General features: G+C 65.8%; 25 protein-coding genes. 1 reads left to right on the top strand and 24 read right to left on the bottom strand.

Annotated features, from left to right (window positions below; all coding sequences use genetic code 11):
* Nucleotides 1-15: 15 nt before the first annotated feature.
* The 16 genes from traU to L6Q67_RS03110 form a co-directional block, all read right to left on the bottom strand.
* Complete coding sequence (gene traU, locus L6Q67_RS03035) at nt 16-1,026, bottom strand: conjugal transfer pilus assembly protein TraU (RefSeq protein ID WP_166300348.1); 1,011 nt, start codon at nt 1,024-1,026, stop codon at nt 16-18.
* Nucleotides 1,023-1,667 (bottom strand): type-F conjugative transfer system protein TraW, encoded by a 645-nt coding sequence (gene traW / locus L6Q67_RS03040; protein WP_166300350.1) that lies wholly within the window; start codon nt 1,665-1,667, stop codon nt 1,023-1,025. The genes traU and traW overlap by 4 nt, the downstream gene beginning before the upstream one ends.
* The gene (locus L6Q67_RS03045; RefSeq protein WP_166300352.1) at nt 1,664-2,068 is read right to left on the bottom strand and encodes a hypothetical protein; all 405 of its coding nucleotides are present in this window, start codon (nt 2,066-2,068) and stop codon (nt 1,664-1,666) included. Before L6Q67_RS03045 ends, traW begins: the two co-directional genes overlap by 4 nt.
* Before the next feature lie 11 nt (nt 2,069-2,079).
* Nucleotides 2,080-2,718 carry a conjugative transfer signal peptidase TraF gene (traF, locus tag L6Q67_RS03050; protein ID WP_240939345.1) on the bottom strand — a complete coding sequence of 213 codons (639 nt, stop codon included), beginning with the start codon at nt 2,716-2,718 and terminating at the stop codon, nt 2,080-2,082.
* Nucleotides 2,715-3,080 (bottom strand): hypothetical protein, encoded by a 366-nt coding sequence (locus L6Q67_RS03055; protein ID WP_166300354.1) that lies wholly within the window; start codon nt 3,078-3,080, stop codon nt 2,715-2,717. The genes traF and L6Q67_RS03055 overlap by 4 nt, the downstream gene beginning before the upstream one ends.
* 80 nt (nt 3,081-3,160) lie before the next feature.
* Nucleotides 3,161-5,707 (bottom strand): type IV secretion system protein TraC, encoded by a 2,547-nt coding sequence (gene traC / locus L6Q67_RS03060; protein ID WP_166300357.1) that lies wholly within the window; start codon nt 5,705-5,707, stop codon nt 3,161-3,163.
* A complete protein-coding gene (locus L6Q67_RS03065) occupies nt 5,704-6,309 on the bottom strand; it encodes a TraV family lipoprotein (RefSeq protein WP_166300359.1) in 606 nt (201 codons plus the stop codon). The genes traC and L6Q67_RS03065 overlap by 4 nt, the downstream gene beginning before the upstream one ends.
* Nucleotides 6,306-7,163, bottom strand: a complete 858-nt coding sequence (locus L6Q67_RS03070) for a DsbC family protein (RefSeq protein WP_166300361.1) — start codon at nt 7,161-7,163, stop codon at nt 6,306-6,308. Before L6Q67_RS03070 ends, L6Q67_RS03065 begins: the two co-directional genes overlap by 4 nt.
* A complete protein-coding gene (locus tag L6Q67_RS03075; protein ID WP_166300363.1) occupies nt 7,147-8,532 on the bottom strand; it encodes a TraB/VirB10 family protein in 1,386 nt (461 codons plus the stop codon). The genes L6Q67_RS03070 and L6Q67_RS03075 overlap by 17 nt, the downstream gene beginning before the upstream one ends.
* Entirely contained in the window at nt 8,529-9,401 is an 873-nt protein-coding gene (locus L6Q67_RS03080; RefSeq protein WP_166300365.1) for a type-F conjugative transfer system secretin TraK, read from the bottom strand. Before L6Q67_RS03080 ends, L6Q67_RS03075 begins: the two co-directional genes overlap by 4 nt.
* Nucleotides 9,388-9,954: a type IV conjugative transfer system protein TraE gene (traE, locus tag L6Q67_RS03085; protein ID WP_166300368.1), complete on the bottom strand. Its 567-nt coding sequence runs from the start codon at nt 9,952-9,954 to the stop codon at nt 9,388-9,390. Before traE ends, L6Q67_RS03080 begins: the two co-directional genes overlap by 14 nt.
* 14 nt (nt 9,955-9,968) lie before the next feature.
* Nucleotides 9,969-10,268, bottom strand: coding sequence for a type IV conjugative transfer system protein TraL (traL, locus tag L6Q67_RS03090; protein WP_166300370.1), 300 nt, complete (start codon nt 10,266-10,268; stop codon nt 9,969-9,971).
* Between the two features lie 27 nt (nt 10,269-10,295).
* On the bottom strand, nt 10,296-10,643 hold the full coding sequence (locus tag L6Q67_RS03095) for a hypothetical protein (RefSeq protein WP_166300372.1): 348 nt from the start codon (nt 10,641-10,643) through the stop codon (nt 10,296-10,298).
* Nucleotides 10,644-10,794: 151 nt separating this feature from the next.
* Nucleotides 10,795-11,490: an OmpA family protein gene (locus tag L6Q67_RS03100; RefSeq protein WP_166300374.1), complete on the bottom strand. Its 696-nt coding sequence runs from the start codon at nt 11,488-11,490 to the stop codon at nt 10,795-10,797.
* The gene (locus tag L6Q67_RS03105; protein ID WP_166300376.1) at nt 11,487-12,032 is read right to left on the bottom strand and encodes a lytic transglycosylase domain-containing protein; all 546 of its coding nucleotides are present in this window, start codon (nt 12,030-12,032) and stop codon (nt 11,487-11,489) included. Before L6Q67_RS03105 ends, L6Q67_RS03100 begins: the two co-directional genes overlap by 4 nt.
* A 183-nt stretch (nt 12,033-12,215) precedes the next feature.
* Nucleotides 12,216-12,710, bottom strand: coding sequence for a hypothetical protein (locus L6Q67_RS03110; protein ID WP_138861495.1), 495 nt, complete (start codon nt 12,708-12,710; stop codon nt 12,216-12,218).
* A 408-nt stretch (nt 12,711-13,118) separates the two neighbouring features.
* Between L6Q67_RS03110 and L6Q67_RS03115 the strand changes: the two genes are divergently transcribed.
* Entirely contained in the window at nt 13,119-13,967 is an 849-nt protein-coding gene (locus L6Q67_RS03115) for a DUF6685 family protein (RefSeq protein WP_138861494.1), read from the top strand.
* 100 nt (nt 13,968-14,067) lie between these two features.
* Here the strand turns inward: L6Q67_RS03115 and L6Q67_RS03120 are convergent, their stop codons facing one another.
* The 8 genes from L6Q67_RS03120 to L6Q67_RS03155 all read right to left on the bottom strand — a co-directional run bounded on the left by L6Q67_RS03120 (nt 14,068) and on the right by L6Q67_RS03155 (nt 24,246).
* Nucleotides 14,068-14,691, bottom strand: coding sequence for a DUF4400 domain-containing protein (locus L6Q67_RS03120; RefSeq protein ID WP_138861493.1), 624 nt, complete (start codon nt 14,689-14,691; stop codon nt 14,068-14,070).
* Nucleotides 14,688-16,595 carry a conjugative transfer system coupling protein TraD gene (traD, locus tag L6Q67_RS03125; protein WP_138861492.1) on the bottom strand — a complete coding sequence of 636 codons (1,908 nt, stop codon included), beginning with the start codon at nt 16,593-16,595 and terminating at the stop codon, nt 14,688-14,690. Before traD ends, L6Q67_RS03120 begins: the two co-directional genes overlap by 4 nt.
* Before the next feature lies 1 nt (nt 16,596).
* A complete protein-coding gene (mobH, locus tag L6Q67_RS03130) occupies nt 16,597-18,333 on the bottom strand; it encodes a MobH family relaxase (protein ID WP_296565098.1) in 1,737 nt (578 codons plus the stop codon).
* 80 nt (nt 18,334-18,413) lie between these two features.
* Nucleotides 18,414-19,061 carry a FlhC family transcriptional regulator gene (locus tag L6Q67_RS03135; protein WP_296565101.1) on the bottom strand — a complete coding sequence of 216 codons (648 nt, stop codon included), beginning with the start codon at nt 19,059-19,061 and terminating at the stop codon, nt 18,414-18,416.
* Nucleotides 19,058-19,423, bottom strand: a complete 366-nt coding sequence (locus L6Q67_RS03140) for a flagellar transcriptional regulator FlhD (RefSeq protein ID WP_296565104.1) — start codon at nt 19,421-19,423, stop codon at nt 19,058-19,060. The genes L6Q67_RS03135 and L6Q67_RS03140 overlap by 4 nt, the downstream gene beginning before the upstream one ends.
* Nucleotides 19,424-20,013: 590 nt before the next feature.
* Nucleotides 20,014-21,075 carry a DUF932 domain-containing protein gene (locus L6Q67_RS03145; protein WP_296565107.1) on the bottom strand — a complete coding sequence of 354 codons (1,062 nt, stop codon included), beginning with the start codon at nt 21,073-21,075 and terminating at the stop codon, nt 20,014-20,016.
* Between the two features lie 269 nt (nt 21,076-21,344).
* Nucleotides 21,345-22,418, bottom strand: a complete 1,074-nt coding sequence (locus L6Q67_RS03150) for a toprim domain-containing protein (RefSeq protein WP_296565110.1) — start codon at nt 22,416-22,418, stop codon at nt 21,345-21,347.
* Nucleotides 22,419-22,644: 226 nt separating this feature from the next.
* Nucleotides 22,645-24,246: an ATP-binding protein gene (locus L6Q67_RS03155; protein ID WP_296565113.1), complete on the bottom strand. Its 1,602-nt coding sequence runs from the start codon at nt 24,244-24,246 to the stop codon at nt 22,645-22,647.
* Nucleotides 24,247-24,313 lie beyond the last annotated feature (67 nt).

A 24,313-nucleotide genomic window follows, 5' to 3' on the forward strand; every position in this document is an offset into this window, starting at 1 on the left:
CGGACCATGAGAAGTTCAGTAGCCCACACAGCAGTTCCTTTTGCGAAACAGCATGAAAGCGAAGTCTTCGCCGCGAACCGGGTATTCCTTGCCCGCTCCCCAAGTGATCGTGGTGCGCCCGAAGGGCTGGCAGCAGCGGCCGCCTTCCTTGTCCGTGTTCGGGATCGGGTAGGTGAGCTGGGTCTTGTAGGCGGTCTTGTCCATGACCGGCAGGAAGTAGGGACCGCACAGCCCAGGCGTGCCATGCCAGCCCCAGGCGATCAGCTCGCGGTGCATCTTGGCGGTCAGGCGCTGGGCCAGCAGCGCGGCGGTGCGCACGCCACCCAGGTGGTAGGGCACATGGCCATCCAGCGGATAGATGCCCCCTTGGCATCCGGCGCACCAGAACATCTCGCGGATGCCGAAACCCACGGTGGCCGCCACGCAGTCTGCAGCGCAGGCCGCCACGGCAACCGGATTGGCGAACAACACGGCGTCCGGGTTGAGGATCAGCGTGAGTTCATCGTCCGCCCAGAGCGGATCGACCTCGGTCATGTAGGCGAGATCGAAGGAGCCTTTCTCCAGGCAGGGGAAGTCGGTGACGACCTCCAGCCAGTACATCACCGGGTTGATGTAGAAGTGCGCCTGGTAGAAGCTGCCGCCGTCGCCATCGCCTTCGGGGCGTGTGAAGCGAGCGGCTTCGGGTGCAGGCAATCCCGGGTCGAGGTCGACGCCGCCGAGAGAGACCAGGCAGAAAGGCTTCCTGACCGCTTCGACGTGCCGCGCCGGCTCCCAGAATCCGATCGACAAACCGATGGTCGGATTGACGCCGCAACTGCACAGCGGGCTCGAAGGATTGGGAATGTCCTCCTGGCTGCCGATGTTGCCGAGCGTCACGCTGCCGATGGACAGGGGCAGGATGCACGACCAGCAGATGTCCGTGATGGGGTTCGGAAAGCGGCCGACGCAGGTGGCCGCGCCGGCGGCCTGGGTCGGCAGCGCGGCGAGTGCCCCAAGGAGCGCGAGAAGAAGGCGAAGCCACGTCATCGTGTCACCTCCAACTCGTCGATGCGCAGTCGCTTGCCTTCCTGCGAGACCAGCGCGGGCACCTGCCGGATGCCCAGGCGCCTGGTCAGCATGCCGAGCTGGTCGTAATAGACCGGCAACTGCCAGGCCTGCATCAGGTCGAGGTAGGAGCCGCCCGTCAGGATCGGTTTCACGTGGCCGTCGTACTGGACGATCAGTCGGCGGGCCTGGGCGACCTGGCGCGGATCGCGGGCATCGAAGAACAGCAGGCGCCGAGGCAGCGAGACGATGTCCAGCGGATTGGCGCGGGTGCCTGCCGCGAACATCAAGCGGCCCTGGCTGTCCTGCACGTTGCGCTCGAGCGTGTAGGTCGGGTCGTAATAGAAGCTGCGCTTGGCCTGCGTCGTGGACAGGCCCGCGACTGGCTCGGGATGGCGCACGGCGTCGATGCCGCGATGGCGGGCTTCCTCCTGCAGCCGGCGCAACTCGCCGCTGGCCTCTTTTTGGCGCAGCCGTTGCTCGATGAACTTGAGCAGGTGCGGCTCGGCAATGTCGTACGTGGGGCCGATCACGCCGGCGTCGAACGCGCGTGCGGACGACATGGCCAGGAGCAGCGCAGCCCCCGCTGCGCGGGCCGAGAAGCGCACAGTGATGCGTCTCATCGCACACCTCCGGCCGGGCAGCGGATCTGGCGCACGAGCTGGGTGCGCGCGGCCAGGTCTTGCTGTTGGGTCGCGCGGATCAAGCCCATCAGCACCGGATCGCCGCCTTCGCGGGCCAGGGCGTGGCGCAGCTCGGCGGTGCTCAAGGTGCGGCCGCATTGCAGGCGGTAGGCGCCGAGATAGACCTTGGCGCCCTCGGCGGCGGCCGGCGCGATCTGCTGCAGCAGCGCCAGGAAGTCGGCCATGGGCATGTCGCCCTCGGCGGTGATGGCGCCGCGGGCCGGGCTGGTCTGGGCGTGAGCGCTCGAGAAAGCCAGCAGCGCGATGAGCGCCGAGAGCACGGCGATCGCCACGAGCAGCGCGAAGCGGATCAGTCGAGTGGTGCGGGAGCGGTGGACCATGGCTGCTCCCGTCAATAGAGCGGATCGACCACGCCGATCACCTGTTCGGTCTTCACGAGGCCGGACTGGCGGTAGCGGGAATCGAACGAATCGAGGCTCAGGCCCTGCACGTAGAACCACCCCGGGGGAATGACGCCGGCGGCGATGGGTTCCAGCGGCCGCCGGTCGAAGGCATGGGTCTTGGCGATGCCGACCGGCTCGCCGTTGATCCGCACTTCGCGTCCGACCACGGTGATCGTGTCGCCCGGCAGGCCGCGCACGATCTTGAAGAAGGGCTGGCCGGCGAGGCCCGGGTAGTCGCGTGCGCCGTCACCGGCGAACGCGAAGACGACGAAGTCGCCACGGCGCAGGGCGTGCTGACCGGGATGCAGGAGCGCGACCTTGTAGGGCAGGCTCGGCGTCCAGTTGAACAGCAACGGCACCCGGGGCGTCGCGTCGAAGAACAGGCGCAGATAGGCCAGCGCCCAGATGGCGAAGACCGGCAGGTAGAGGTACCAGCGCCGGCGCATGTGGCGCAGGAAATCCGCTGCGGCATCGCGCAGCCGAGCCATGCCACGCGGGCGTGGCGCGGGCTGATGCAGGTCGAGCTGATGCAGGTCGGGCTGATGCAGGTCGGGCTGATGCAGTTCGGGAAGGGGCAGGATGGTCATGGCGTCTCCACCTTCTGGCGCAGGCGCGCCGTGAGATCGACCGTGTAAGGGGAGGGGCCGGCGACGGAGGTCTTGAGGACCACCAGGCAGCCGCACTCGGCGGGCAGGCTTTCCAGTGCCACGGGCAGCCGCTGGGCGAAGGTGCGGGCCATCTGCAGCGTGGCCTGGCGTTCTTCTTCCGAGCGGGCGGTCGTGAGGCGGCGTGTGAACTCGTCTTCCCGGGCGCGGTACACCTCGGCGAGATCGACGACGCCGATGGTTCGTGCGGGTCGGATCACCTGGCGGTCGTAGGCGAGCAGTGCGCCAGCCACGACGATCAGGCTGATCAGCGCATTGGCGATGAAGAGGGTGCGCGCGGGCACTGGACGCCCCGCGTGTCGCTGCGCGACATCCTCTCCAGGAGCAGCAGAGCCCCTTTCTTCGGGCGGTTGGGCGGACGTGCTCATAGGGCGTGCCCCCGCTGGCGCAGCAACGTGGCGATCGCCTCGTCGATGGAATAGCCCTGGGCGCGCAGTTCGTCGATCGGCGCGTTGTCCTCGAGCTTGTTCGAGAAGAGCAGGTGGGTTGCCGGGTCGAGGATGTTGCGCGCCACGCCCTCGCCCACGGGCGACGAGATGTAGAGCTCCGAGAAAGCACCGGCTTCCGTGCGCAGCGAGTTCAGAAGCCGCTTCTTCGGCTCGTCCATCGTGAGCCGGCCCTTGCGGTCCAGCATCTCGATGGACTCGGGCTTTTGCCGCAACAGGAAGACCCAATCGGAGCAGTTGAACGCCGCTTCCATCTGCGCCGAGCCGTAGTAGTCGTCGGCCGATTGCGTCGCAGTGCCCAGCGCTCCGCCGTACTTGCGAGCGCGGCGCGCGGCTTCCTCGACCACGGCGGCCTTCACCGGATCGTCGGCGCCGATGTCGCCCAATTGCTGCTTCAACTCGTCAATAAAAAGTACCTTCCTGCGATTGCGCGTCAGGTACATCTCGCCGGTGATTTGATGCAGCAGCAGGATGTTCACGACCGCGTGCAGGTCGGGGCGGCGCTTCAACTCCTCGTTCTCAATGACAATGAAATCGTTGCTGAAATCGACGTTGGCGCGGCCCTCGAAGAAGCGTTCGTACTGCCCCCCTTTTGCATAGGGGTTGAGCATGATCGCGAGATCCTTGATGCGCTGGTCGTTGATCGCGCCGAGTTCTTCGAGCGTGCCGGTGCGAAAGGCATCGCGCAGGCCGGTGATGGTCAGATCCTGGCCGTACTGGCGCCACAGCTTGAGCACCATCGCAGAGATCGCCTTGTACTGGACCTCCTCCAGCGAGTGCTGCATCGAGGCCATCTTCGAGATGCCCGGCACGAGCATGTCGATGTCCTCGTTGATGTCCTGGACGATGGAGAAGGGGTTGAGGCAGATGTCCACATCGGGCTTGAACTCGATGTAGGTGCCGCGCGCCTTGCGGCAGAGCTTCTCGAAGGAGCGACCGAGGTCGAGCATCCAGACCTTGGCCCCGATGGCGCGGTAGGACCACGCCATTTCGTTCATCAGGACCGACTTGCCCGAACCGGGGGCGCCGATGATGGCGAAGTTGTAGTTGCCCAGGTCGTTGTCGAACAGGTCCAGCGTCATCAACTGCCCGCGCCGGCCGCCGAAGACCAGCGCGGGTGTGCGCGTGCCGCGCCACTCGGCGATCAGCGGCGCAAGGTGGATGGCGTTGGCCATCGTCTTGCGCGTGACCCGGCGCATCTTGGCCAGATCCTTGTGGAAGCGCTCGGTCAGGGTCATCGGCAGGCTGGCGAGCAGCGCCTGCCGGTGCATGTACGCATCGGCGTTCAAGGTGAAACCGCGGCCGCGCCAGATCGCGTTGGCCGCTTCATGGGCCGCGGCAGCCTTCTCCGGCCTGGAGAAGATGGCGAGCTGGTGGTACATGCTGACCAGGTTCCCGCCGGTGTCGATCGCATCGGCAGCGGCCGTCCAGTCGTCGAGCTTCTTCTTGACGTCCGGCATGACGTCGGCCATCTTCGATTTGGCGTTCTGGGTTGCGCGGACATGGTTCGCCGTCACGACCTGCTTGGTCGCGTTTGGGTCGAGGACGTGAACGCCCAGCGTGAGCAGGAACGGTGCGCTGTACTGCAGCGCCGGCTGCATCAGGTCGCCGATCAGCGAGCCCATCTGCCACAACGCAAAGCGCTCGGGGAAGGACTTGATCGAATAGAAGCGCGCTTCGAGGACTTCGGGACTGGATTCCTTCCAGAAGTTGATGCCGCTCGGGTGTGGATCCTGGATGGTGTCGAAATCAACGATCTGGTCGCGCAACTCGCGCCCGTCGTCGTAGTTGAGGTCGGGTGCGTCGGTGCTGGACAGCCGATCCGGGTTGGTGAAGATCGCGCACCAGTTGATCAGGTCGGCCGCGTCGCACACGCGATTGGGCAGCGAGGCCGAGCGCAGCGTGGAGGCCATCGAGTCGCGCAGCGCCAACAACTCGTCACGCTTGCTCAGGTTCTCCGGGTCGCTCGGCAGCGTCACCGAGAGCATCAGGCGGAAGTCGCGGATCGTGTAGTGAAAGCCGGCGGTGAGCGACTTCTGGGCGCCGGCCAGCAGGTGGCCGACCCGCTGGCGGGCAAGCGCCCGGAACAGGTTCTCGTTGCGCGCCGGGCGGCCCCAGTGCTGGGCCTTGTCGAGCTGATCCTCGTCTTCGACGCGCAGGTTGGCGTAGCGGCGAAGCTGCGGCCGGATGTGCGGCGACGCAAACAGATGGACCTGCACGCCCGTGCCCGCGGGGCAGTTGGCATAAAGCGAGACGAGCACTTCGGCCATGCGGTCATCGGCGCCCGACTGCGGCATCAGCTCCAACATGAAGCCCATGCCATCGCGATTGGCGAAGATGCACTCGGCGTCGAGGTAGCCCATGTAGGGCAGCCAGGCAGCGAACTGCTCAGCCGGGCTGTCGGGCGAGACGCCCAGCCCGAAAGGCAGTTGCAGAGGGCGCCATCCGGCGTGATGGCTTTTCATCGCGGCACCTCCGGGGTGTTGTCTGTTCCCAGTCCGGGCAGCAAGGCCGAGGGCCGCGCGATGGCGGGCACTGCGTCGCTGCGGGCTGCGTTGTCGTTTGTGGTCGGGGCGCTGCTCGCCGCCGGCGGCGGGCGCAAGGGGGTGTAGGCCTCGCGGATGCGCTGTTGCACGTGGTCGATCAGCCAGCGGCCCTGGTCGATCTGGACGTAGACGTGGGCCTGGTCGTACAGGTCGCCGTCGATGTCTTCCCAGGGCTTCACCCACAGGCGCAGGTAGCGGGCCTGCGCGCGCAGCGCCGAACCTTGTTCCTGAGACGAAGATCCACCGGCAGCCGGCAGGCCGTCGCGTGGCACCGCGGGCGCCGGCACCTGACGTTCAACCGGAGTGGCGCTGCGGGCGGTCTGGCGCTTGCGCAGGCTCGGCAGGTTGTTTGCCACCGCGTTGGCGTAGGTGCCTGAAACCGAATCGCAGGTCACGCCGTCCGGTGCCTTGCAGGCGTACTTGGAGTCGCCACCCAGCCCCGACATGGACATGCAGCCGCTCAGGGCGAGCACGGCGACGAGCGGGAGCAGGCGAGCGCCGATCTGTAGACGCGAGTTCATGGCCGGCCCCCCGTCGTTGCCGTTGTCGTGGCGAGGCGTGCCTCGATCGCGGCGCGGTCGATGAAGCCTTCGGTGCGCTCGCCGTTGGCCCAGATCAGCGTCGGCGTGCCCTGCATGCCGAAGCCGCGGGCGAGCGCGAGGTTGCGCGCGATCGGGTGCGCGCAGGGCGCGCCGGTGTGCTGCAGGCTGGCATCGCCCTTGGCCATCCAGTCGCGCCAGGCGGTCTCGCGGTTTGCGGCGCACCAGATGGCGATCGGACGGGCTTCGCCCAGGTAGGGGACGAGGAAGGTGTAGATCGTGACGTTGTCGATGCCGGCGAGCTCCGCTTCGAGCTGCTTGCAGTACGGGCAGGCCGGATCGCTGACGACGGCGAGCTTGCGGGCGCCGGTGCCGCGCACGGTACGGATGGCGTCCTGCAGCGGCAGGCGGTCGAAGGCGATCGGTTGCGGTGCCGCAGCGGCGGCATTGGCCGGATCCGACTGAGCACGCTGCGCGAGCTTCGGCCCGGTCAGGTCGCGCATCGTTTGCGTGTCGAACAGCCGGCCGAAGACTAAGTAGCGCGGCTCGCTCGCGAACACGTAGGCGACGTTGCCGTCCATCCATACCTCGTACAGGCCCTTGACCGGCGCCGGTGCGATGTCGGTGAATCGTGTGCCCGGGTGGGCCTTCTCAAGCGCGCTGCGCAGGCGGGCGCTCTCGTCCGGTGCGGCCTGGGCCTGCGTCGCAAGGCCTGGGGCGACCAGCAGTGCGAGCAGCGCGCCGGTGACAACGAGGCGCCTGGGCGTGGTTGGGGATACGGGTTGGGATTGGCGCGTGGACGGCGCTGCGTGCCCGCCCTCAGTAGTCGGGATCATGAGCGACCTCCAGGTAGCGATTGGCGGGGGATGTGTTGGCGCGGCTGGTGGTCGCCGTCGTCATCGGCGTGTCGATACGCACGCCCTTGGTGATCACCACGTCGACTTCACGCGCGGCGTCCACCTCGATGACCGGGAAGGTGTTCTCGGCCAACTTGATGTAGTACTGGGCGAGGCGGTCCAGCGCTTTGCCGACGCCGGTACCAAGCCCGGCGCGGTAGGCTTCGGCGCCGGAGGCGCTGGCCACGGTGCCGAGGGCCGAGGTGCTGTACTCGGTGGATGAGGTGGCCAGGCCCTGGCCGATGCCGCTGACCACGCCGGCGAGCAGTGCGTTGGCGAGCATCTGGCCTTGCTTGGTCACCAACCTGCCGCGCAGGCCGACCTTGCCGTCCTCGCCGTAGACCGTGCCCTGGATGCGCACCTCGAGCGCGGCGCCGTCGGCACGCACGCAGGACAGGGATTCGGTGCGCAGGTAGGCGCGTTCGCTGCTGATGTCGCCGTAGCCGGCGGCGATCACGAAGCACTCGCGGTACTCGCCGCGCATGCGGTTGGGCAGGATCGAGTTGTCGGAAAGGCGAATGAGGACCGGGTGCGGATTGCTCTGCGATTGTCCGCCGGTGGGTGCATCCAGTCCGCCGAGCAGCGTGCCTCGGGTCAAGCTGACCGGCAGGAAGGTCGAGACTGTGCGGGCCTCGTTCGCCTTGGCGGTATCGGCAGTGCCAGCGGTCGCCTGGGGGCCGGTGGGCGCAGGTTGACCGTTGTCCGTGGCACGTTCGCGCGGCGCGATGGAGACGCGGGAAATGCGAGGCGCTTCCGGTACGGTGGGTCGCGCGGGCGAGGTGCCCGGGTCCGGTGTTCCCGGCGGCATCGTCGTCGGCGACGGTTGCGGGCTCGGCTGCGGCGCGGGTTGGGGTGCGCTTTGTGGGGCAGGGGTTGGCGCTTGGGGCGTGGGCGTCGCCGCGGCCTGGTTCGCCGAGGTGAGCTTCTGCTCCAGCTCCGAGAAGCGCTGCATGGTGCGCTGTTCGAAGGCCGAGCGTTCCTTGTTGAGGCGGCTCTGCTCATCGCGCTCCGACTCGTACTGCGCCAGCCGGCGGCCCGCGGTGCCGACCCACTGATCGACCGGGTTGACCTGGGTTCCCGGCGGCATGACGCCGATGTTGGTGACGCTGCCAGGCTGATCCTGCCGCTTGGCGTCGGTCGCATGGGGCGGGGACGAGGTGAGCGAGAGGATCAGCCACAGCAGGCCGACGCCACCGACGAGGATCAGGCCGAGCAACCCGTACTGGCGCTGGCGCGGCGAGAGCCTGTCAACCACGCCGCGCAGCGCGTTGCCGGCGCGTTCGCGCACCGGAGGGATGTGCCCGCTCATGGCTGCACCTCCCGGCGGATCACGAAGACCAGCGTGCGTTCGCCCGGCCGCAGGTTGTGGTGCTCGATGGCAACGCCGACGACGCTGCCGGCCTCATCGTCCTCGCGGTCGAACTCCTGCTCAGTCAGCACCATGGGCGCCTCGCTCACGTTCTGGAGCACATAGCGCTCGCCGACCAGGCCGCGGCCGCGGTAGGTGCGCTCCAGCGTGAAGCGCGCTTCGCGCCACAGCGTGATGGGCTGGCCGATGTCCTCGACCTGGATGTCGGTGGGTGCGCGCTCGGAGGCCATCGCCACGAGCAGCGCTTTGAGGCTGCGCACGTGGCTCGCGGCGCTGCCCGGCGCGGGGCGCGGCGCGCTGGCGTCGGCGCGCCGCTGCAGCGCCGCCTTGTCCCGGATGACGATGGTGTCGGCCGGCGTGTCGGCGCGGCGTAGCAGCAGCGTGTAGGTGCCGCGGGCCGACGAGACGAAAAGGTTGATCGGCTTCTTGCCGTCGCCGACCGGGCGGACGTAGATCTCGCCCTTGTCGCGGTCGCACTCGATGACGATCTCGCCGGCCGGGTTGATCGCCGGTGTGATCGGCGAGGCGGCTTGGGGGCCTGTGCCTGCCGAGGGCGCCATGCCGGCGGGCAGGGCCGTCGTCGCCTGCGCCGCTGTGCAGCCGCTGCTGTAGATGTTGCCGAAGACGTCCGTGATGGGCGCGCCTTCGATGCGGATGCGGGTCGGCTCCTGGATCGACAGGATGGCCTCGATGGACGCGCCGTCGCGGGTGTCGATCACCTGCAGCGCGTTCGCGCTGCCCAGTCCGAAGGCAAGGGCGAGGGCCACCGCGACGCGGAGCGCCCCGGTGCGGGGGTCAGTGGGTCGCATACGGGATCTCCTTGAAGGTCTTTAGGTGCATGCGCGCGCCACCGAAGCTGAACTCGACCAGGTAGGCCTTCGGTTCGTTGGCGGTCTCGACGCCGTTGACGAGGGTGCGCAGGCGTCCGCGGATGACGACGCTCTGGCCGTTGCTGTCGGGCACGAGCTGCTCGAGCGCGAGCGCGGTGGTGGCGTTGATGCGCTTCAGGCGCTCGGCCTCGACTTCCTGGCGCGACTTGAGCTCGTTGTGCTGCGACGGCTCGATGTAGGTCAGCAGGACGTCCTTCTTCCAGTCGATCGTTGCCGGCGTGACGTCGAGGACCAGCCAGGCGATGAAGGTGCCCATCTGTTCCAGATAGGTGCCGCTGGCTTTCTCGTCGGTGACCCAGAAGGACTTATTGAGGGTGGGCGGCACGATCACCGTGCGCTCACTCCCCAGCACGTTGAGGAGGGCGATCAGCGTCAGAATCTGGCCGATAGCGAGGGCGCCGACCGCCAGGCCCAGGCCGCGGTTGCGGCGCTGGAGTTCCTTGCGGTCGGCATTGAGCCGTTCGAAGTCCATGGCGTCCTCCCGGCTCAGCCGACCATGCGGCGGATGTGGGAGGGTGGGGTGGCCGCGAGCGCCGTCATCGGCGTGCTCGGCAGGTTCCACCACAGCCAGTGCACGGCGAAGGCCGGGTGCTTGTCCGCCTTCAGCTTCGAGACCCAGCGCGACACCGCGATGCCCACCGCCATGCTGATGGCGAAGGACAGCTTGGTGCCGGAGACGTAGCCGATGAAGAAGGCGAACAAGACGGGCGCCGCGACATCGACGTCCCAGAAGCCGATCTTCCAGGCGTCGTCGAGACGACGCGGGATGTAGGTGTCGGTGCGCATGCCGGACTCCCTGGACCCGAGCCCGGCTTAGATGACCGCGCCCATGATCGCGCCGGCGATCACGAGGCCCACGGCACCGAAGATGGCCAGCCCGACGTAGAACAAGACGGGACCGAAGTTGCGCAGCGCAGCCAGCGAGATCAGCGCGACGACGAAACCGACGAAGCCGACCAGAGCCTTGATGCCGGGCCCGAGGGCCGAGATCTGCGTCAGCGCTGACGTGAGGGGGCCGGTGATGCCGGTGAAACCCACCAGGTCGAGGGCATAACTCGGGAAAGCCGCGAACAGCCCGAGCAGGCTGAGCGCAAGCAGCGTGAGGAAGGCGAGGGGACGGCGCACGTCCAGGCGGGACGGCGCAAGCGTTGCAGTGCTCATGGAAGACCTCCGTTGAAATGAGCGTCGAGAGACGGGGCGCGGACGGGTCGGAGCGGGTCGATGAGCGGGTTGCGAACGCGGGTCGAAGCGGGGGAAAAACGGGTGAGATGCGGGTGGGGATGCAGGTCGTGACGAGGGCCGTGCCAGCCGCTCAAGGCGGGGACGCAGCAGGCTCCGCGACGACCTCGACGCGCCGGTTGCGGGCGCGCCCGGCTGCCGTGTCGTTGGCAGCGGCGAAGCAGCACTTGCCCTGCGCCTGCACCGTGATGTCCGGCGCCAGCGCCGGGCGTGCGCGCAGAAGGTGATCGCGCACCGCTTCGGCACGCGCCTGAGCCAGCGCGTCGTTGACGGCGCCAGGGCCGATGTCGTCGGTGCGGCCGGCGATCGTGACGCGCGAATCGCCTGGCAGCGCGTCGATCACCCTCTGCATGACGGCCTGGGCGGTCGCGCCGAGCTGCGCGCTGCCGAAGGCGAACGGCACGCTCCAGCTCATTCGTTCCGCGGTGACAGGAGAGCCGATGCTGGTGCGGGGTGCTTCAGGGGCGGGTTCCACGGGCCTGACCGCCAGCGATGAAGGCGAAACCTCTGGGGCTGCTGCCGACGGCACTTCGGGGGCCGGGGCGGCGCCGATGGTCTTGGGTGTGCGCAGGGGGCATTGCGGTGGAACGCACTGAACGAAGTCGGCCTGCGCGCCGTAGCCGATCTGCGCAAGCTGGGGGGCGGACGCAAGCGCGGTGGGGGCATGTGTCGCCCGTGCAACCGGATTCGCGCATGAGGACAGCATGAGCGAGGTGGCCATGATCGGAAGCGACCAGAGCATGGAGACGGTGGCTTGACGGATCGTCATGGCGCCACCCGCACGGCTAGCAAGGGAATCGTCGGGCGTGCTGCTGGGCTTGCTTCATCCCGGCGAGGTGTGAGCGACCGGCGTGTTGCCGGCCTGTTGCCAGGCAACTGGCGGTACACCTTCCACGCGTAGCGCGCTCTGGCCTGCGTGCAGGCTTCTCCCTTCAGTTCGGTGCAGGCGGCGTTGTAGGCGCCGACGCTGTCCCAACTGAGACCTTTGCGAGCGAAGAGATCGGCCAGCAACCGTGCGCCGACATCGAGGTTCGTGCAGGGCTCGAACAGACGAGTTTCCGTGATGCCCTCGCGGGCCAACTGGGGCAGATGCCGGCTGTTGATCTGCATGAGGCCGATGTCGACCGACCGCGTGCGTTGGAAGTGCGAACGGTTGACCGCCTTGGGATCCAGGCTCGACTCGACTTTCGCGACTGCATAGAGAAGATCTGCCGGAATGCCATGGCGTTGGGCGATGTCATTCCAGCAAGCGTGCGCGCTGGCGGACACGCCGCACAGCAGGCAAACGGCAACGAGCAGTTGGCGGGGCATGAATCACCTCTCGACAGCCAGACCACCTTCCGCGATGGCGGAAGGACCAGGGAGTGGTAGGACCGGAAGGCCGGTCGGGGTAGGCAGCGGGTCGGCCTGCGTCGGGCAGGCGGGGTGATTCAGGCGGGTGGGGTATGCGGGTAAGTGCGCAGGTGAGCGAGCGGGTTGGGTCGCGACGTGGCGTCAGCCGCTCGCTTGCTGCAAACGGGGCTTGGCGCGTTCAGCCATGTTCATGCGGGCGTACTTGAGCACCAACGCGCCAGTGGGGTCGGCCTCGCTGCACAGCGCCACCGCGGCGGTGGTCAACTGGTCGAGCTGGAACTTGGGGTTGGGATGTTGATTGGCGGGCGAGCGTTGCACGTCTTGCAGCTGCTCGTATTGGGGGCGCCACATGGCTTCGCGGCGCCGTGCCGTGGCGGGGTCGCGCAGCACGAGCTGGGTGCCGAGATAGGTGAACAGCGCGCGATAGCCTTCCGGGGGCGTCAGCACGGCCGTGACGCACGCACTGATCAGGTCGGGAAAGCGAAAGGTCGGCGCCTGGTTCAAGGGACTCTTGAGCACGCCGTACAGCCACGTGTGTTCCTCGATCCACAGGCGTGTCTCGACAGTCTCCGGTGTGCCCGAAGACGATTGACCGGCTTGCGCCTCGCTGGATTGGGTGTTCGTGACCGGTTGCATGCTGGTGACCTCTCGATGTGGCATGGGGAGAAGCGTACCGATGCAGTTCCCTCGGGTCTCGGTCGAATTCGGGGGCTTTGACTGCGAATTCGTCACTGGACCTAATCTTGCGGCCCGGTGTGCTTGCGGCTGACGAGCGTCCAAGCATGATTGTCATTGCCTGCCAGACTTGGCAAGCTTGTCTCTCATGATTCTGAAATAGCTCAAACAGGGGAATTGCTGTTGAACATGGAGCATTGCTTGCTCAGTCAAGCTCGAATTGAGGACGAGAACCTCCCCGTGGCCGTGCTTCAGGCGGACGCGTGGCCCCTATGGCGCCGATGGCTGCGCTGGCCTACGCCACTGTCCAGGTTTCGGGGGGAGCGATGGCGGAAGTTGGTTGAGGGCGTTCGTCGGCTGGAAGGGGAAATGGACCTGGTGTTCCCGCTGCGCCGCAGGGCAGGAATCTTCAAGGGATCCACCGTGATGTGGGACCACCTTGCGCAGACTTCACCCTCCATCGACAAATCAACGTACGGAGGGTGGTGCTTCAAGGGAGTGCAGGGCAACCAGTCGCGTGTGACCAATCCGTGTGGCGCACTTGCCGAGACGATCCGGGTTCCCGATTTCGATTTCGACATCACCGAAGTTGAAGGGATATGCAACAGCCAATCGGAAGATCGGTCTTTCGATAGCGTTCAGGACTTCGGGCGCGACTATGCGGCGTATCTGAAAGTGTCGGCCGATGAAGCTGGCTTCGCGGTCATGACCCGGCATAGGGAGGTGCGTCTGATCCATTCGCCTGGCTCGGACACCCTCATGCTCCAGGCCTGGGATGGTCGGCTGTTCGTCTGTAACGGCGGGGGCAGCCATCACTTGGCGGGTGCAGCCTACATCGCTCGCGAGATCGGCCGGGCCATGCCGTTGCGAGCGCAGCTCTCGCTGGATTGTCTGAATGCACCGGCATGGCGCTGGCTGTTGGAGCAGTTCTTCGTCTTGCAGGTGCCACGCAACCATCGTGTCCTGGCTGACGTGGCGATGCTGGCCGGTGCCGCCTACCTGATCGAACTACCTGTTTGGGTCAGCCAATCGTCGCTGCTGCTGATTCCTAGCCAGGCTCGGGTGAGCAGAGACATCGTCGATATTCACCTGACGGCCGGGGTGAGGGAGGTCGCTGAAGACATCGCGGAGTTGCTCCGCTTGCAGGCGGAGACGGTGGTGGCCTTGGGACAGCGGTTTCCAGCTTTGCGCCCACAGCTCGACCGGATATTGCGCTGATGTCGGGTTTCGATTTGAGTTCGTAGTCCGAGGGACGCATTCCGGGTGTCGGGGCAAGAGCAGCCGATGTTGCGCGCGGGATTGCTCGACTGCACCGCACTCAACCTTGCCGGTGGAAGTTCGCGATGACGCGGCTCAGAAAGAGCGTGCCGACGACCGGCACGAGCGCCAACAGGGGCGGCGCGATGGTGAGCGGTACGAGGAAGGCCACGACGCTGCCACAGGCGAGCAGCACGAACGCGCTGGCATGCAGCGCAAACCATTCCGGGTCATGCGGTTTGAATTCCTTGGAGCGCAGGATGCGGACGATCAGGCCGTCGATCACCAGTGCCAGGATCACGAACGCCTGTACGGGCAGCCATTCGACCAGCGCGGCCAGGCGAAAGGTGGCGAGCAACAGGAGGGCGTCGATCGAGCGGAAATAGGCGTTGCCGAAGAAGCGTTGGTTTACGCGCTCCATTTCCTGGGTGACGGCTTCGGCCATGCGGTCGGTGTGTGGCGCCTGCGTGGCGTTCGGCACTGGACTGGCGCCGCTCAGAGCCTGGTTCATCGCCAGGGTGCGTTCCAGGATGCCTTCGGCCCGGGCCTCGCCCCAGAACGCCGTATTGAGCCCGTGTTCGTTGCGGATCTGGGCCATGAACCGCTCGGGCGGATTCGCGGCCGGCAGGTACAGCACGAAGATGAGCAGCAGGGTCAGCGCCGCGATCGAGATGACGCGGATCATGCCGCCAGCCGCTGGAGCGGCTCCGGGAAGGGCGTTTCCGTGTCGAGGATCGGAAAGCGGCCCTTGATGATGCGCCCGCCCGAGACCGAGGCGAAGTACTGCAGGTTGGGCAGCTTGCCGAGCACGTCGGCCGGGATCATTTCCTCGAAGGTTTCGCTGATCTGCGCTGAGTAGTTGGCCGAGAAGTCACCGAGGTGCGCGTCGGCGCCGTGACCCATACCGACGCGCAGGGAATGGATGGCCGTCTTGCCGAAGGTCTCGACGACGAAGTCCTGCGTCGGCCGGTCCTTCGAGCGCAGGGCGATGAGGTTGTTGAGGTTGCCGAGCGCCATGCGGGCAGCGTCTTCGCTGCCCAGACGCTTGGCCAGGTCGGCCAGCGTCTGCATGGCGCAGGTGGTGAAGATGCCACCCTCGGCCCCCTTGTTCAGGATCTCGATCAAGGGCTGGTTGATGACATTCGATACCTCGTCGACGAACAGCGAGATACGGCGGTAGCCGCCCAGGTTGTAGCGCATGCCGGCGCGTGCGGCGAGGTCGGCCAGCGCGAGGGCGCCGATGGCGGAGGCGACCGACGGATCAGGAAGAGAGTCCAGGCACATGTAGAGCACATGGCCGCCGCGCTCCAGCTTCTCGAAGTTCATGATCGGCCGCTTGTCGGCGGGGTCGAACGGATCCGGGCTCAGGCTGCGGCCCAGATCGCCCGAGGTCAGCATCGACAGGATCGGCAGGAGGTTCGCCGTGATCTTTTGGTAGTGCTCCCTGTTGTGCCTGAACACGCGCACCTGCGAGTCGATCACCTTGTTGCGCTGGCTCTGCGGCACGTGGTGCTCATAGAAGGCCACGAAGGCCATCAGGTCGGCGCTGGCCGCTTCGGACGGTCGCTTGATGTTGCCCTTGTGGGCCTCGTTGAGCAGACGCTTCATCTCCGGGTGCTCGCGCCAGCCGTCCCGGAACTCGGTCTCGTAGAAGCGGCGCAGCGACTGCTCCAGCACGGGCTCGATGCCCCCTTCGATGTAGCGGGTCAGCTTGGCCAGGCTCGGGCGCTCTTCGAGATCCACGAGGCCTTGGACGACGACGTTGACCGCATCCCAGGAGAAGGCGCCAAAAGCACCCGCGGTGTCCGGTGGCAGGATGGACTGCACACGTGACGCCAGCTCGGTGGGTTTTTGCCAATTGAAGGCAAAGTCCAATCGCACACCCGCTTCCGGAAAAGCCGGATGGAACTCCATGAAGGTGTCCGCATCGCGGTAGCGCTCGCAGGCCCGGATGGCCGCGCGTTTCAGGCGTCGGCTGTTCTTCGGATCGATGACGATGACGACATCGCCGCGACGGATGGCCTGGGTGACCAGGTTCGACAGCGCGACGCCCTTGCCGGCCTGGGTGGTCCCGACCAACAGGGTGCCCCCCTCGAAGTTCTGCAAAGGCCGGTACAGCGCGCGCTCGCGCGGCTCGACGCCATGGATGTACGGCAGGCCGATCTCGGCGTCCGGCTGGGGCGTGACCTTGTACCCGAGGAGATTGAGCAGGGCTGGCGATGCTGTGTAGCGGCGGTAATCGATCTTGGCGAGTTCGTACAGGCGCTGCGAATGCTGGGGCAGCCAATCGAAACCGAAGCCGAGGAAGACCTGCCCGGGATCCCCGGTCAGCTTCTCCTGCTCGACCGGGCCGATGACCTGCATCGCCCGTCCGGTGAGCGCCGCGCGCAACACCATGATGTGCGCCGCTTGTGCCGCTCGCCACACCGCCATGGCGAGGCAGGTGAGCGCCAGGGGCATGGCCACTTGCGTTGGCACGTGCGAAAGCGCCGATGCAATGACCGTTGCCACCAGTGCCACGAGCCAGGCTGAGCTTGCGTAGGCCTCATAGGCGCGGCGCCAGGGCATTTCATAGGCACGCGCCAGCATGTCACTGCGCTCCGCTTGCCGCAGCTTGCGGCATGCCCTGCACGTGCCGAGCCGCGAGCAGGATGCCGACGACTTCCTGGCCCTGGAACGAGCGGGTCAGGGGTGAGGCCGTGACGAGCATTCCCGCCTCGTTCATCGCACGTATGGCTGCGGGGGGCGTCAGCTTGCGCGTGGCCAGCGACGCGAGCGGAATGAACAGACCGTCTTGCGCCGGCAATGCGGCCCACCATCCTTCCTCTGCGCCGCCGAGCGTGGCGACGATGTCCTGCAGCGCATCGCGGACGGTCAAGGGCAGGCGCAATGGGGCGAGCAGCTTGGGGGATTCGGGGGGCGCGGCCGGTGCGGGGGGATCCGAGGGCGTCGGGTCGCTGGTTGCTGGGGAGGTGCCCTGGTCGGACGGAGCCGAGAGCGGCACGGCGCTGAGCGGCAGTTGTTCTGGCGGCGGTTCGGCGGCTTGTGTCTCTGCCGTGTCGGAGGGGGCCGTGCGGATGCGGCGTCGGGCCGCCGTTGGGGAAACCTGCGGGGAGCTTGCGGTCGAGGCGGGCGATGCCGATGGCCCGGCGGGAGGCGGCGGCGTCAGCAGTGACAGCGACAAGGCCTCGGGCAGCTTGTCCAACTCGGCGTACAGGATGCCGGGTGCGCTGAGTTTGACGGCTTCGAGTGCCGTCTTGCCGGTCGGCGGATGAATGAGCCAGGTTGCCTTGCCGCCCTCTTGCGCCGAGAGCACCCCGGCGGTCAGCAGCACTTCGAGGATGGTTTCCGGGGCCTTCGGGATGCCAGGCAACTGGTCGGCCTCCAGGAGCTTGCGGACGTCGTCCGCGGCACTGGGCCAGATGATGAACATCCCGTCGTTGCCGTACCAGACCCGCGACTTGTCCGCGTTCGGTGTCCAGCTCGCATTGGCCACGACGAGGCGGCGCAGTGCATCGACGAGGTAGCGTTCGAGATGGGAACCGAGCTGAGGCTTGCCGTAGCGCTGTGCGCTGGCGAGCAGGAAACGGTCGATGACGAGGGCCAGTGCGCGCCGGACAAGCGTCTCCAGGACGTTGTGATCGCGGTAGATCGGGAGGCCGGCGATTGTGGCGAGCAGGTGCGGCACGATCTGCGTGTTGCCGTTGGCGAGGTCTTGCAGCACGTCGGCGGCGACGACGTGGGGGAGTGCGAACAGACCCAGAGGGCGGCTTTCGAGTGCGTTGGGCCGCCATTTGAGGAAATAGCGTGTGACCTGATGGGCCTTGAGCCAGTCGGTCAGAGGGCCGAGGTAGGGCGACCATTCGTTGCCCGCCTCATCCGTGACAATGAGGTGGCTGAGCGGGCGATGCAGCTCGCAGCACAAGCCGGCGATGAAGGTGGCCTGACGCCAGCGCGGTTCCAGGTTGCGCCGCTCGGTGATGGTGGCGCGTCCTGAGAAGATGTGGGCATCGGTGCCTTGGAGCGCATAGAACGCGGTTTCCAGACCGATGCGTAGCAAGCCGCCGGGCTCGTGGAAGTAGTTGTCAGCGGTGCAGGGCAACAGATGAACGAAGGCTGCATAGCGCTGCAACAGCGGCCGTACCGACTGCTCGAAGCTGGCACGATCCATCCCGAAGCACAGCTTGATTCGGTCGATCAATTCCCGATGCGCGTCGAGCAGCGCATCGACCTCGAACACGGGAATGCCGGGATCGACGGAGGGGTAGCGGAATTCTGCGAGGCTCGCTCCGTATCCGGAGAGCGGGCTGGTCGAATCGGCGGACATCGGGTTGGGCTCGAACGCGACATGGGATGGCCCATCGTGCGGCGCGCGGCCTCAACTGCCCACTGGGAAATGACGCCAGATCAGGCCGAATTCGCGTTTGGCTGCTCGCCGCGGGGCTCGAACCAGAGCGAGCGGATCCACAGCATCTGAGCGACGCGTGGCGTGGGCCGCACGGGATAGCTCGCCTGGATGCGCGGATCCTTTGTGTAGCGCTTGAGCAGCTTGCAGAAGGGGCATTCGTGGTTGCTCATCGGAGCGAGGCTGAGGCTGGTCAGGTATTCGCTTTGGCATTCGGGGCAGGTGAACACCGAGAAGCTGCGGCCCGTGACGAACCAGCGGCCCGTGGTGTGGGCGACGAGATCGAAGGCGCGATCGAAGGTGATGCGCGGCGCCGTCTTGCAAGCGGCGGCATAGTGGCGGTAGGCGCCGATGAGGGCGTTGGGGGGATCGATGCCGCGTGCGGCCAGGCGCCTGAAGAGCACCACGACGATGGAGGCTTCGGTGCGGCACAGAAGATTGGCGGTGTGGTACCACTCGCGAGAGTCCGGGTGGCGCCCGCGGCGGGGGCCGCTCAAGGGGTGGCGGAAGAGGTGCTGCAACTGGCTGGGCGAGAGGCCCGTCAGCAACTGCATGGTGCGGATCCGGGCGCCGAGTTCTGCGCATTCGGTTGCCAGAGCGAGCGCGCGAATGTGCCGCTGTGCGTGGAGCAGATTGCGCTCGTGGTTCATTCGGACAACGGCTCGCCACAGGGATGGAGCGAAGCAGGCGACATGGGCGACATGGCCTCACTCGGGCGCACCGGGCGGCTCGGTTGGGGCGGGTGTGCCAATAGCATCGCGTTGGCCAGCTGCGGCGGCCAGGAGAGCACCTGAATCAGGTCGGTGCGTGGCGGGAACAGGCACTCGTCACCCAAATGGGCCACGAGCACCAGGATCTCCTGGTAAGCCAGCGTGGCGAGGAACTCAGCCTGGTCTGCGTCGAGTCCGAATCGGCTGCAAGCGATCGCGTGATCGCGCTTCACGCATTCGGCGATCAAGAGGAGCATGTTCAAATTCGCGATCTGAACATGCGAGAGTTCGAGTCGACCCATCGCATTCTCCACGCAGTCTTTGAAAAGACACGCAGTCGAATGCCAATTTCATCGTCAGGTGGATGACCCGCCAAGCGAATGCGTCGTTGGAGTCCAGACTATTCGGCGGGTATACAGACGGTCAACGGCCGCCCGTTGGCAGCGATCCGCAAAACACGTTGCAGCCGGGGCTTGCGTATAGACACCGGCTTCTCATCGCGAAATTGAAACCGAAACGAAAATGCTTGGTTTGAATTTCCGGAACTGGCAGTAAAGAAGCATGATCGAATTGCCGGCATTTTCAAATGAGGGGAATCAATTGAATGTCTGGTATGAGAGACACTCCGCCCAAGTTGAAAGGTCTCGGTGGCGGCGTGTGGAGTAGCTGCACGGGTTTTTGGTCAATACAAAGACCAGGTAGCAGCCTGTAGGATCCAGGGCGATCATGGCTGATCGGATCGAGATCGAGGAAAGATTGCGCCATCGCCATGTCTACGCGTAGATGCGGGCCTCGTCGGGGTAGTGTCGTATTCCCATGTTTTTTGCTCCTGGAATGCTTAGGCAGGGCGTGAGAGAGGTCATTCCTCCCACGCCCTGCACCGTCTATCGGATCAAGCCGCTTCAGCCAGATCTTTCCATTCGCGGCCGGACAGTTCGATGAGCTTGCCGCCCAGCGCCTCGAATTCCGTGGCCCGGTCGTAGTCCTCGACGTCCTGGCTGTATCGCGTCACCGCATTGACCAGGCCGTAGCCGGACAGATCGCCGCCTCGGATGAGGTGGTTGAGTACACCGTCGCCTTCCTCCTCGCTCAGCGTGTAGCGCTGGCGCAGCACCTCGACCGTCTTCACGGGGCTGGCCTTGAGCTCGATGCCCATCGTCTTCTGCATTTTCATCGCGATCTGCCTGAAGGTGTCTTCGGACAGCGCGGAGCGGACGACGTCGCGGACCTGCAGGAAGAAGGCCTTGTCGTCGGCCTGGCGCGTGTCCTCCTGGAAGATCGTCACGCCGTCGTCGTTGCCCAGGGCTCGACCAAGGTGGGTTTTGCGGATCGACTGATCCGCGGCGATCATGCCGTTGCTGCACACCAGCCGGTAGACCAGGGGCTGCACGGCCAGCGTGCCGAGGCCGACTTCGGAGTTGGTGACCACGATGCCGGCCTGCACCACGTCGCCCACCCGCATCTCGTATTGCAAACGGGGCAGGACGAACTTGATGTACATCCGCGTCTCGGTCAGTTCGACCGATTCGAAGGTGCCGTCCTGGAACTGACCCAGGATGGGTAGGACGCTTTGGGCGAGGTCGACGTTGTCGAGGCAGCGGTAGCGGTTCGACAGCACGGCACGAACCCGGCCGTCGAGCGTACGCAGCATGGGGCGAGCTTCTTCTTGCTGCAGCCACGTGTTGACGTTGCGGTCGAGCAGTTCCGGTTGCTCCGTGCGCATTCGCTCGAAGTACGCGAGCGGAATCTTCAGCTTGTCGGCGAGTTGCCGGCGGGCCAGCGGCGTGACTTCGAAGGGACGCGGCGTTTCGGGCGCATCGATCTCCAGCACGGTGTCGCCGTCTTCGCGCGTCGTGTGGTGCACGAGCGGGGAGGGGACCACATAGTCCTTCTTGCCGGCGAGCTGACGATCCAGTTCCTGGGCAAGCGCGGTGAGGGTACGTCCACTTTTCATGGAAATCTCCAAATGAAAGGCGGGGACGGCCGACCCCGGGCGGGGAGCGCGTCCCCGCTGGGGTTGATGAAGGCCGGCCGGATGGCTGGCCCGATGACGGCGCGAACAGGTCGCGCATGGGCTTCAAGGCTGCCTTCGTCACGCCAGGGGCGTGGCTGGTATGGCAACTACCGTGGGAGCAGGGCTCCCGGGGAAAAACCTTTTCGCTGGCATCCAGGCGAATGCCACTGAAAAGGCGGGTGCAGCGCGTGGCTGCACCCTCAATGCCGTTATGCGGCTTGCCGGAGCTTGGCTTTCACCCGCACGGCAGGCCGTGGCGGGGACTCCCGCGCTGGGGCTTGCTGCAACCGGGCTTGCCAGCGGCGAAACCAGATGTCGGACCAGTCGGCGTCGGGGCACTTCGGGATGAACACCTGGACTTCACGCCGGACACCTTCTTTTTGCTCTCGTCTGGCGCGCCGCGCGAGTGAAAAAGCGAAGTGTTGACCCGTGAAATCGCCATCAGCATCGTTGTCGCCGTAGATCCAGAGCTTGGTCACGCTGTCGGGAATCACGAGTTGCTCGAAATTGCCCGCGCCGAGCAGCGCCCAGGTGGGTTTGCTCGTTGCAAGGTGCAACGCCAGCCCCTTCTCGATGCCCTCGGTGACCACCAACTCGTCGGTCGCTTCGAACAGCTTGACAGGCAAGCCAGCGATACCGGAGCCGAGCACCTTCTTGGTGTCGTCGGTGCCGAGTTTGCGGCCGTTCGGCAGGTAGATTCGATTCACTGCTCGGATCTCTCCATCGGGACCATCGACCCGCGCCACCATCGCGGCATATTCGGCGACCTTGCGCGACTTGCCGTGTTCGTCCTTGCGGTAGTAGGCAAGCTTCGGGTGGAAGCGCAGCACCGAGGGGTATTCGGGGAAGGACAATCCGCGCGACGTCAGGTAGCGGTCGACCTCATCGCCGTTGCTGATGGGCTGCGACTCATTCCATATCTGCCGCACGAGCTTTCGCATGTACTCATCGGACGGCTCGCTGCTGCGAGGTGCCTGAGGCCTTGGATTCAGGCCGAGGTATCGCTCCACCGCGGCCAGGACGTCATGAAAGTTCATGCCGGTCACCTGTTGCGCAAGCTGGAAACCGCCGCCGGCGCCGCAGCTTCGGCAGTGATAGTTGCCTTCGCGGAACTTGTCTGTGAATTGGAAGCGATCCTCGCCGCCGCAGAAAGGGCAGGGCATGTTGGCGCGCTTCTTGATCATCTGGGGTTCCAGTCCCAGGTGCAGCAGGATCTCCGGCCAGCGGCCATGGGCACGGGCCTTCGCGTCGTCGATGCGACGCTGATACTCTTCGTTGGTCATGGCGATCTCCATGAAGAAACGCCCAGGCGCAAGGTCGGATCGCGAAGGCGACCGGACTCGGATGCGGGACTGGGCAAGACGCACGTCAGCGCCTTGGAGGGCGGACGTGCGGGCTGGGTACGTGGCCGAATGGCCAGCGTTGAAGGCAGGGGAGGTGCATCTGCACGCTCCCCTGAAAAATCAGCGCCACGGGCAGGGGTGAATCACCCCCGCCGCAACGCCCGATTCACGCGATCAGTTCGACCGCGTGCTCATCTGCGTCCTGCTCGATGCGGACCTGGAAGGTCTGACCGTGCAGGCACGGATAGCGGTTCGACTGCAGATCTTTGAGCAGCGAGCGCATCGCCTCGACCGGATTGGTCATGCGCAGGCGACGGATCAGATGTTCGAGCGCATCCATGTCGGCATTCATGTCCGATTCGTAGGATCTGTCGTTGCCGTCGACATAGGACGCGCACTGTCGGACCACGAGGCCGGAGTGCTCGCCATTCGGGATGTAGAAACGGCCATCGTGGTACAGCCCTTCGTCGGTCAGGGTGACCGAATCTTCGCCGATGCGCACGGAAACCTCATCGCACAGGATGACCTCGGCGGAGATCCACTCGGTCTCGATGGAGGTGTCGACGCGCCGATTGGTCGCCGTCACCTCGACCGTTTGCTCGTTCAAGTCAACGAGGTAGGGGTGAATCCAGTGTCCGTCGTCCAACTGGCTGCTGCCCAGCACGACATAGCCATTGGCCCGTGCCAGCATCCATTTCGCGCTGTTCGTGCCGTCCATCCAGTCGAGCTTGACCAGCTTCACCTGTCCTTGCTCGATCTGAGCGCGGCGTAGGTGGGCAGGCGGTTGCCCCAGGTAGCAGCCATAAGGCGAGTTCGACTGCATGGGGTAGCCCTCGATGCGTTCGCAGACCTGGCGCGGTAGTACCGAGGCATCGTTGAGCAGATCCAGGTGCCGGTGAAACCGCATGACGTCAAAGAAGTCCTCGACGAACTCCGCGGATGCCAGCTGCGCCTTGCGATGCAGGAGGGCGTCGCGCCACGCCATCCGGACTTGTTCCCGGATCTTCACCTCCTGGACGTCCGCGTCGATCAGCGTATCCCGGTCGGGCAGACGAGCCAGAAACTCCTGCGAATTCAGATGAACCACGTTCGGCGCTTCGTCGTAGTGGACGTAGTTGGGCAGCGTCATCACGCGAAAGCCCTGCAGATAGGCCACGATGCCCGTGGCGTGCCGACCGCTGTGTGTGCCGATCAGGTGGATGTCTCCGATCGGTGTCGCCAGCGGGCGCAACTCGGTCAGCGCATGCATGCGGGGAATCGGCCTGCCGTTGAACTCGATGGGCACGGCGAATCCCTTGCACAGCTCCTCGATGCGGGACGCCAGGTCCGGCAAGTCCACGCCGTGGAGTTCGATGCGCGTCCCTGCGATCCGATTGTCGCCGACTGCTTCCACCGCGATCGGCGCTTTCGACAAGGCGCTCTCGGTTTCGAAGTCGATGCGCTTGCCGCGCGAAGTGACGATGCAGCGCGCCGATGCGTACAGGCAACGCGAGAAGCCCGCGCCGAAGGGATGTTCCTCGGCCTGCACGGCTTCATTCCAACCCGATTCGTTGAACGTCAGCAACTTGCTGAAGTCATCGATGCCGTGGCCGTCGTCGATGACCCGAAGGGTCTGGGAGGCGGGATCGTGGCTGACCTCGATCAGCGTCGCGCCAGCGCGGCGCCCGTTCTGAAGCAACTCGGTGATCAGCGTGAACCGGTCACTGAACGCGTAGCGCTGGTTGCGCAGCGTTCCTTCTTCGTTGATGCGGACATGGACGTGTTCCATGGCTTGCTCCTGTGAGTGCAAGCGGATCCGCTCCCCTCGCGGGAGCAGGCCCGCCAAGGGTTGAATG

It is taken from the genome of Zoogloea sp. (genome assembly GCF_023150065.1).
GTDB lineage: Bacteria > Pseudomonadota > Gammaproteobacteria > Burkholderiales > Rhodocyclaceae > Zoogloea.

Excerpts from the sequence above, each read along its gene's own strand:
- L6Q67_RS03110 (WP_138861495.1), bottom strand. The coding sequence starts at position 12,710 with ATGCAACCGGTCACGAACACCCAATCCAGCGAGGCGCAAGCCGGTCAA.
- L6Q67_RS03045 (WP_166300352.1), bottom strand. The coding sequence starts at position 2,068 with ATGGTCCACCGCTCCCGCACCACTCGACTGATCCGCTTCGCGCTGCTC.
- traC (WP_166300357.1), bottom strand. The coding sequence starts at position 5,707 with ATGAAAAGCCATCACGCCGGATGGCGCCCTCTGCAACTGCCTTTCGGG.
- L6Q67_RS03150 (WP_296565110.1), bottom strand. The coding sequence starts at position 22,418 with ATGACCAACGAAGAGTATCAGCGTCGCATCGACGACGCGAAGGCCCGT.
- L6Q67_RS03070 (WP_166300361.1), bottom strand. The coding sequence starts at position 7,163 with ATGATCCCGACTACTGAGGGCGGGCACGCAGCGCCGTCCACGCGCCAA.
- L6Q67_RS03105 (WP_166300376.1), bottom strand. The coding sequence starts at position 12,032 with ATGCCCCGCCAACTGCTCGTTGCCGTTTGCCTGCTGTGCGGCGTGTCC.
- L6Q67_RS03095 (WP_166300372.1), bottom strand. The coding sequence starts at position 10,643 with ATGAGCACTGCAACGCTTGCGCCGTCCCGCCTGGACGTGCGCCGTCCC.
- traF (WP_240939345.1), bottom strand. The coding sequence starts at position 2,718 with ATGACCATCCTGCCCCTTCCCGAACTGCATCAGCCCGACCTGCATCAG.
- L6Q67_RS03140 (WP_296565104.1), bottom strand. The coding sequence starts at position 19,423 with ATGGGTCGACTCGAACTCTCGCATGTTCAGATCGCGAATTTGAACATG.
- L6Q67_RS03120 (WP_138861493.1), bottom strand. The coding sequence starts at position 14,691 with ATGATCCGCGTCATCTCGATCGCGGCGCTGACCCTGCTGCTCATCTTC.
- L6Q67_RS03135 (WP_296565101.1), bottom strand. The coding sequence starts at position 19,061 with ATGAACCACGAGCGCAATCTGCTCCACGCACAGCGGCACATTCGCGCG.
- traL (WP_166300370.1), bottom strand. The coding sequence starts at position 10,268 with ATGCGCACCGACACCTACATCCCGCGTCGTCTCGACGACGCCTGGAAG.
- traW (WP_166300350.1), bottom strand. The coding sequence starts at position 1,667 with ATGAGACGCATCACTGTGCGCTTCTCGGCCCGCGCAGCGGGGGCTGCG.
- L6Q67_RS03065 (WP_166300359.1), bottom strand. The coding sequence starts at position 6,309 with ATGAACTCGCGTCTACAGATCGGCGCTCGCCTGCTCCCGCTCGTCGCC.
- traU (WP_166300348.1), bottom strand. The coding sequence starts at position 1,026 with ATGACGTGGCTTCGCCTTCTTCTCGCGCTCCTTGGGGCACTCGCCGCG.
- L6Q67_RS03080 (WP_166300365.1), bottom strand. The coding sequence starts at position 9,401 with ATGCGACCCACTGACCCCCGCACCGGGGCGCTCCGCGTCGCGGTGGCC.
- traD (WP_138861492.1), bottom strand. The coding sequence starts at position 16,595 with ATGCTGGCGCGTGCCTATGAAATGCCCTGGCGCCGCGCCTATGAGGCC.
- traE (WP_166300368.1), bottom strand. The coding sequence starts at position 9,954 with ATGGACTTCGAACGGCTCAATGCCGACCGCAAGGAACTCCAGCGCCGC.
- mobH (WP_296565098.1), bottom strand. The coding sequence starts at position 18,333 with ATGTCCGCCGATTCGACCAGCCCGCTCTCCGGATACGGAGCGAGCCTC.
- L6Q67_RS03100 (WP_166300374.1), bottom strand. The coding sequence starts at position 11,490 with ATGACGATCCGTCAAGCCACCGTCTCCATGCTCTGGTCGCTTCCGATC.
- L6Q67_RS03075 (WP_166300363.1), bottom strand. The coding sequence starts at position 8,532 with ATGAGCGGGCACATCCCTCCGGTGCGCGAACGCGCCGGCAACGCGCTG.
- L6Q67_RS03115 (WP_138861494.1), top strand. The coding sequence starts at position 13,119 with ATGGACCTGGTGTTCCCGCTGCGCCGCAGGGCAGGAATCTTCAAGGGA.
- L6Q67_RS03145 (WP_296565107.1), bottom strand. The coding sequence starts at position 21,075 with ATGAAAAGTGGACGTACCCTCACCGCGCTTGCCCAGGAACTGGATCGT.
- L6Q67_RS03155 (WP_296565113.1), bottom strand. The coding sequence starts at position 24,246 with ATGGAACACGTCCATGTCCGCATCAACGAAGAAGGAACGCTGCGCAAC.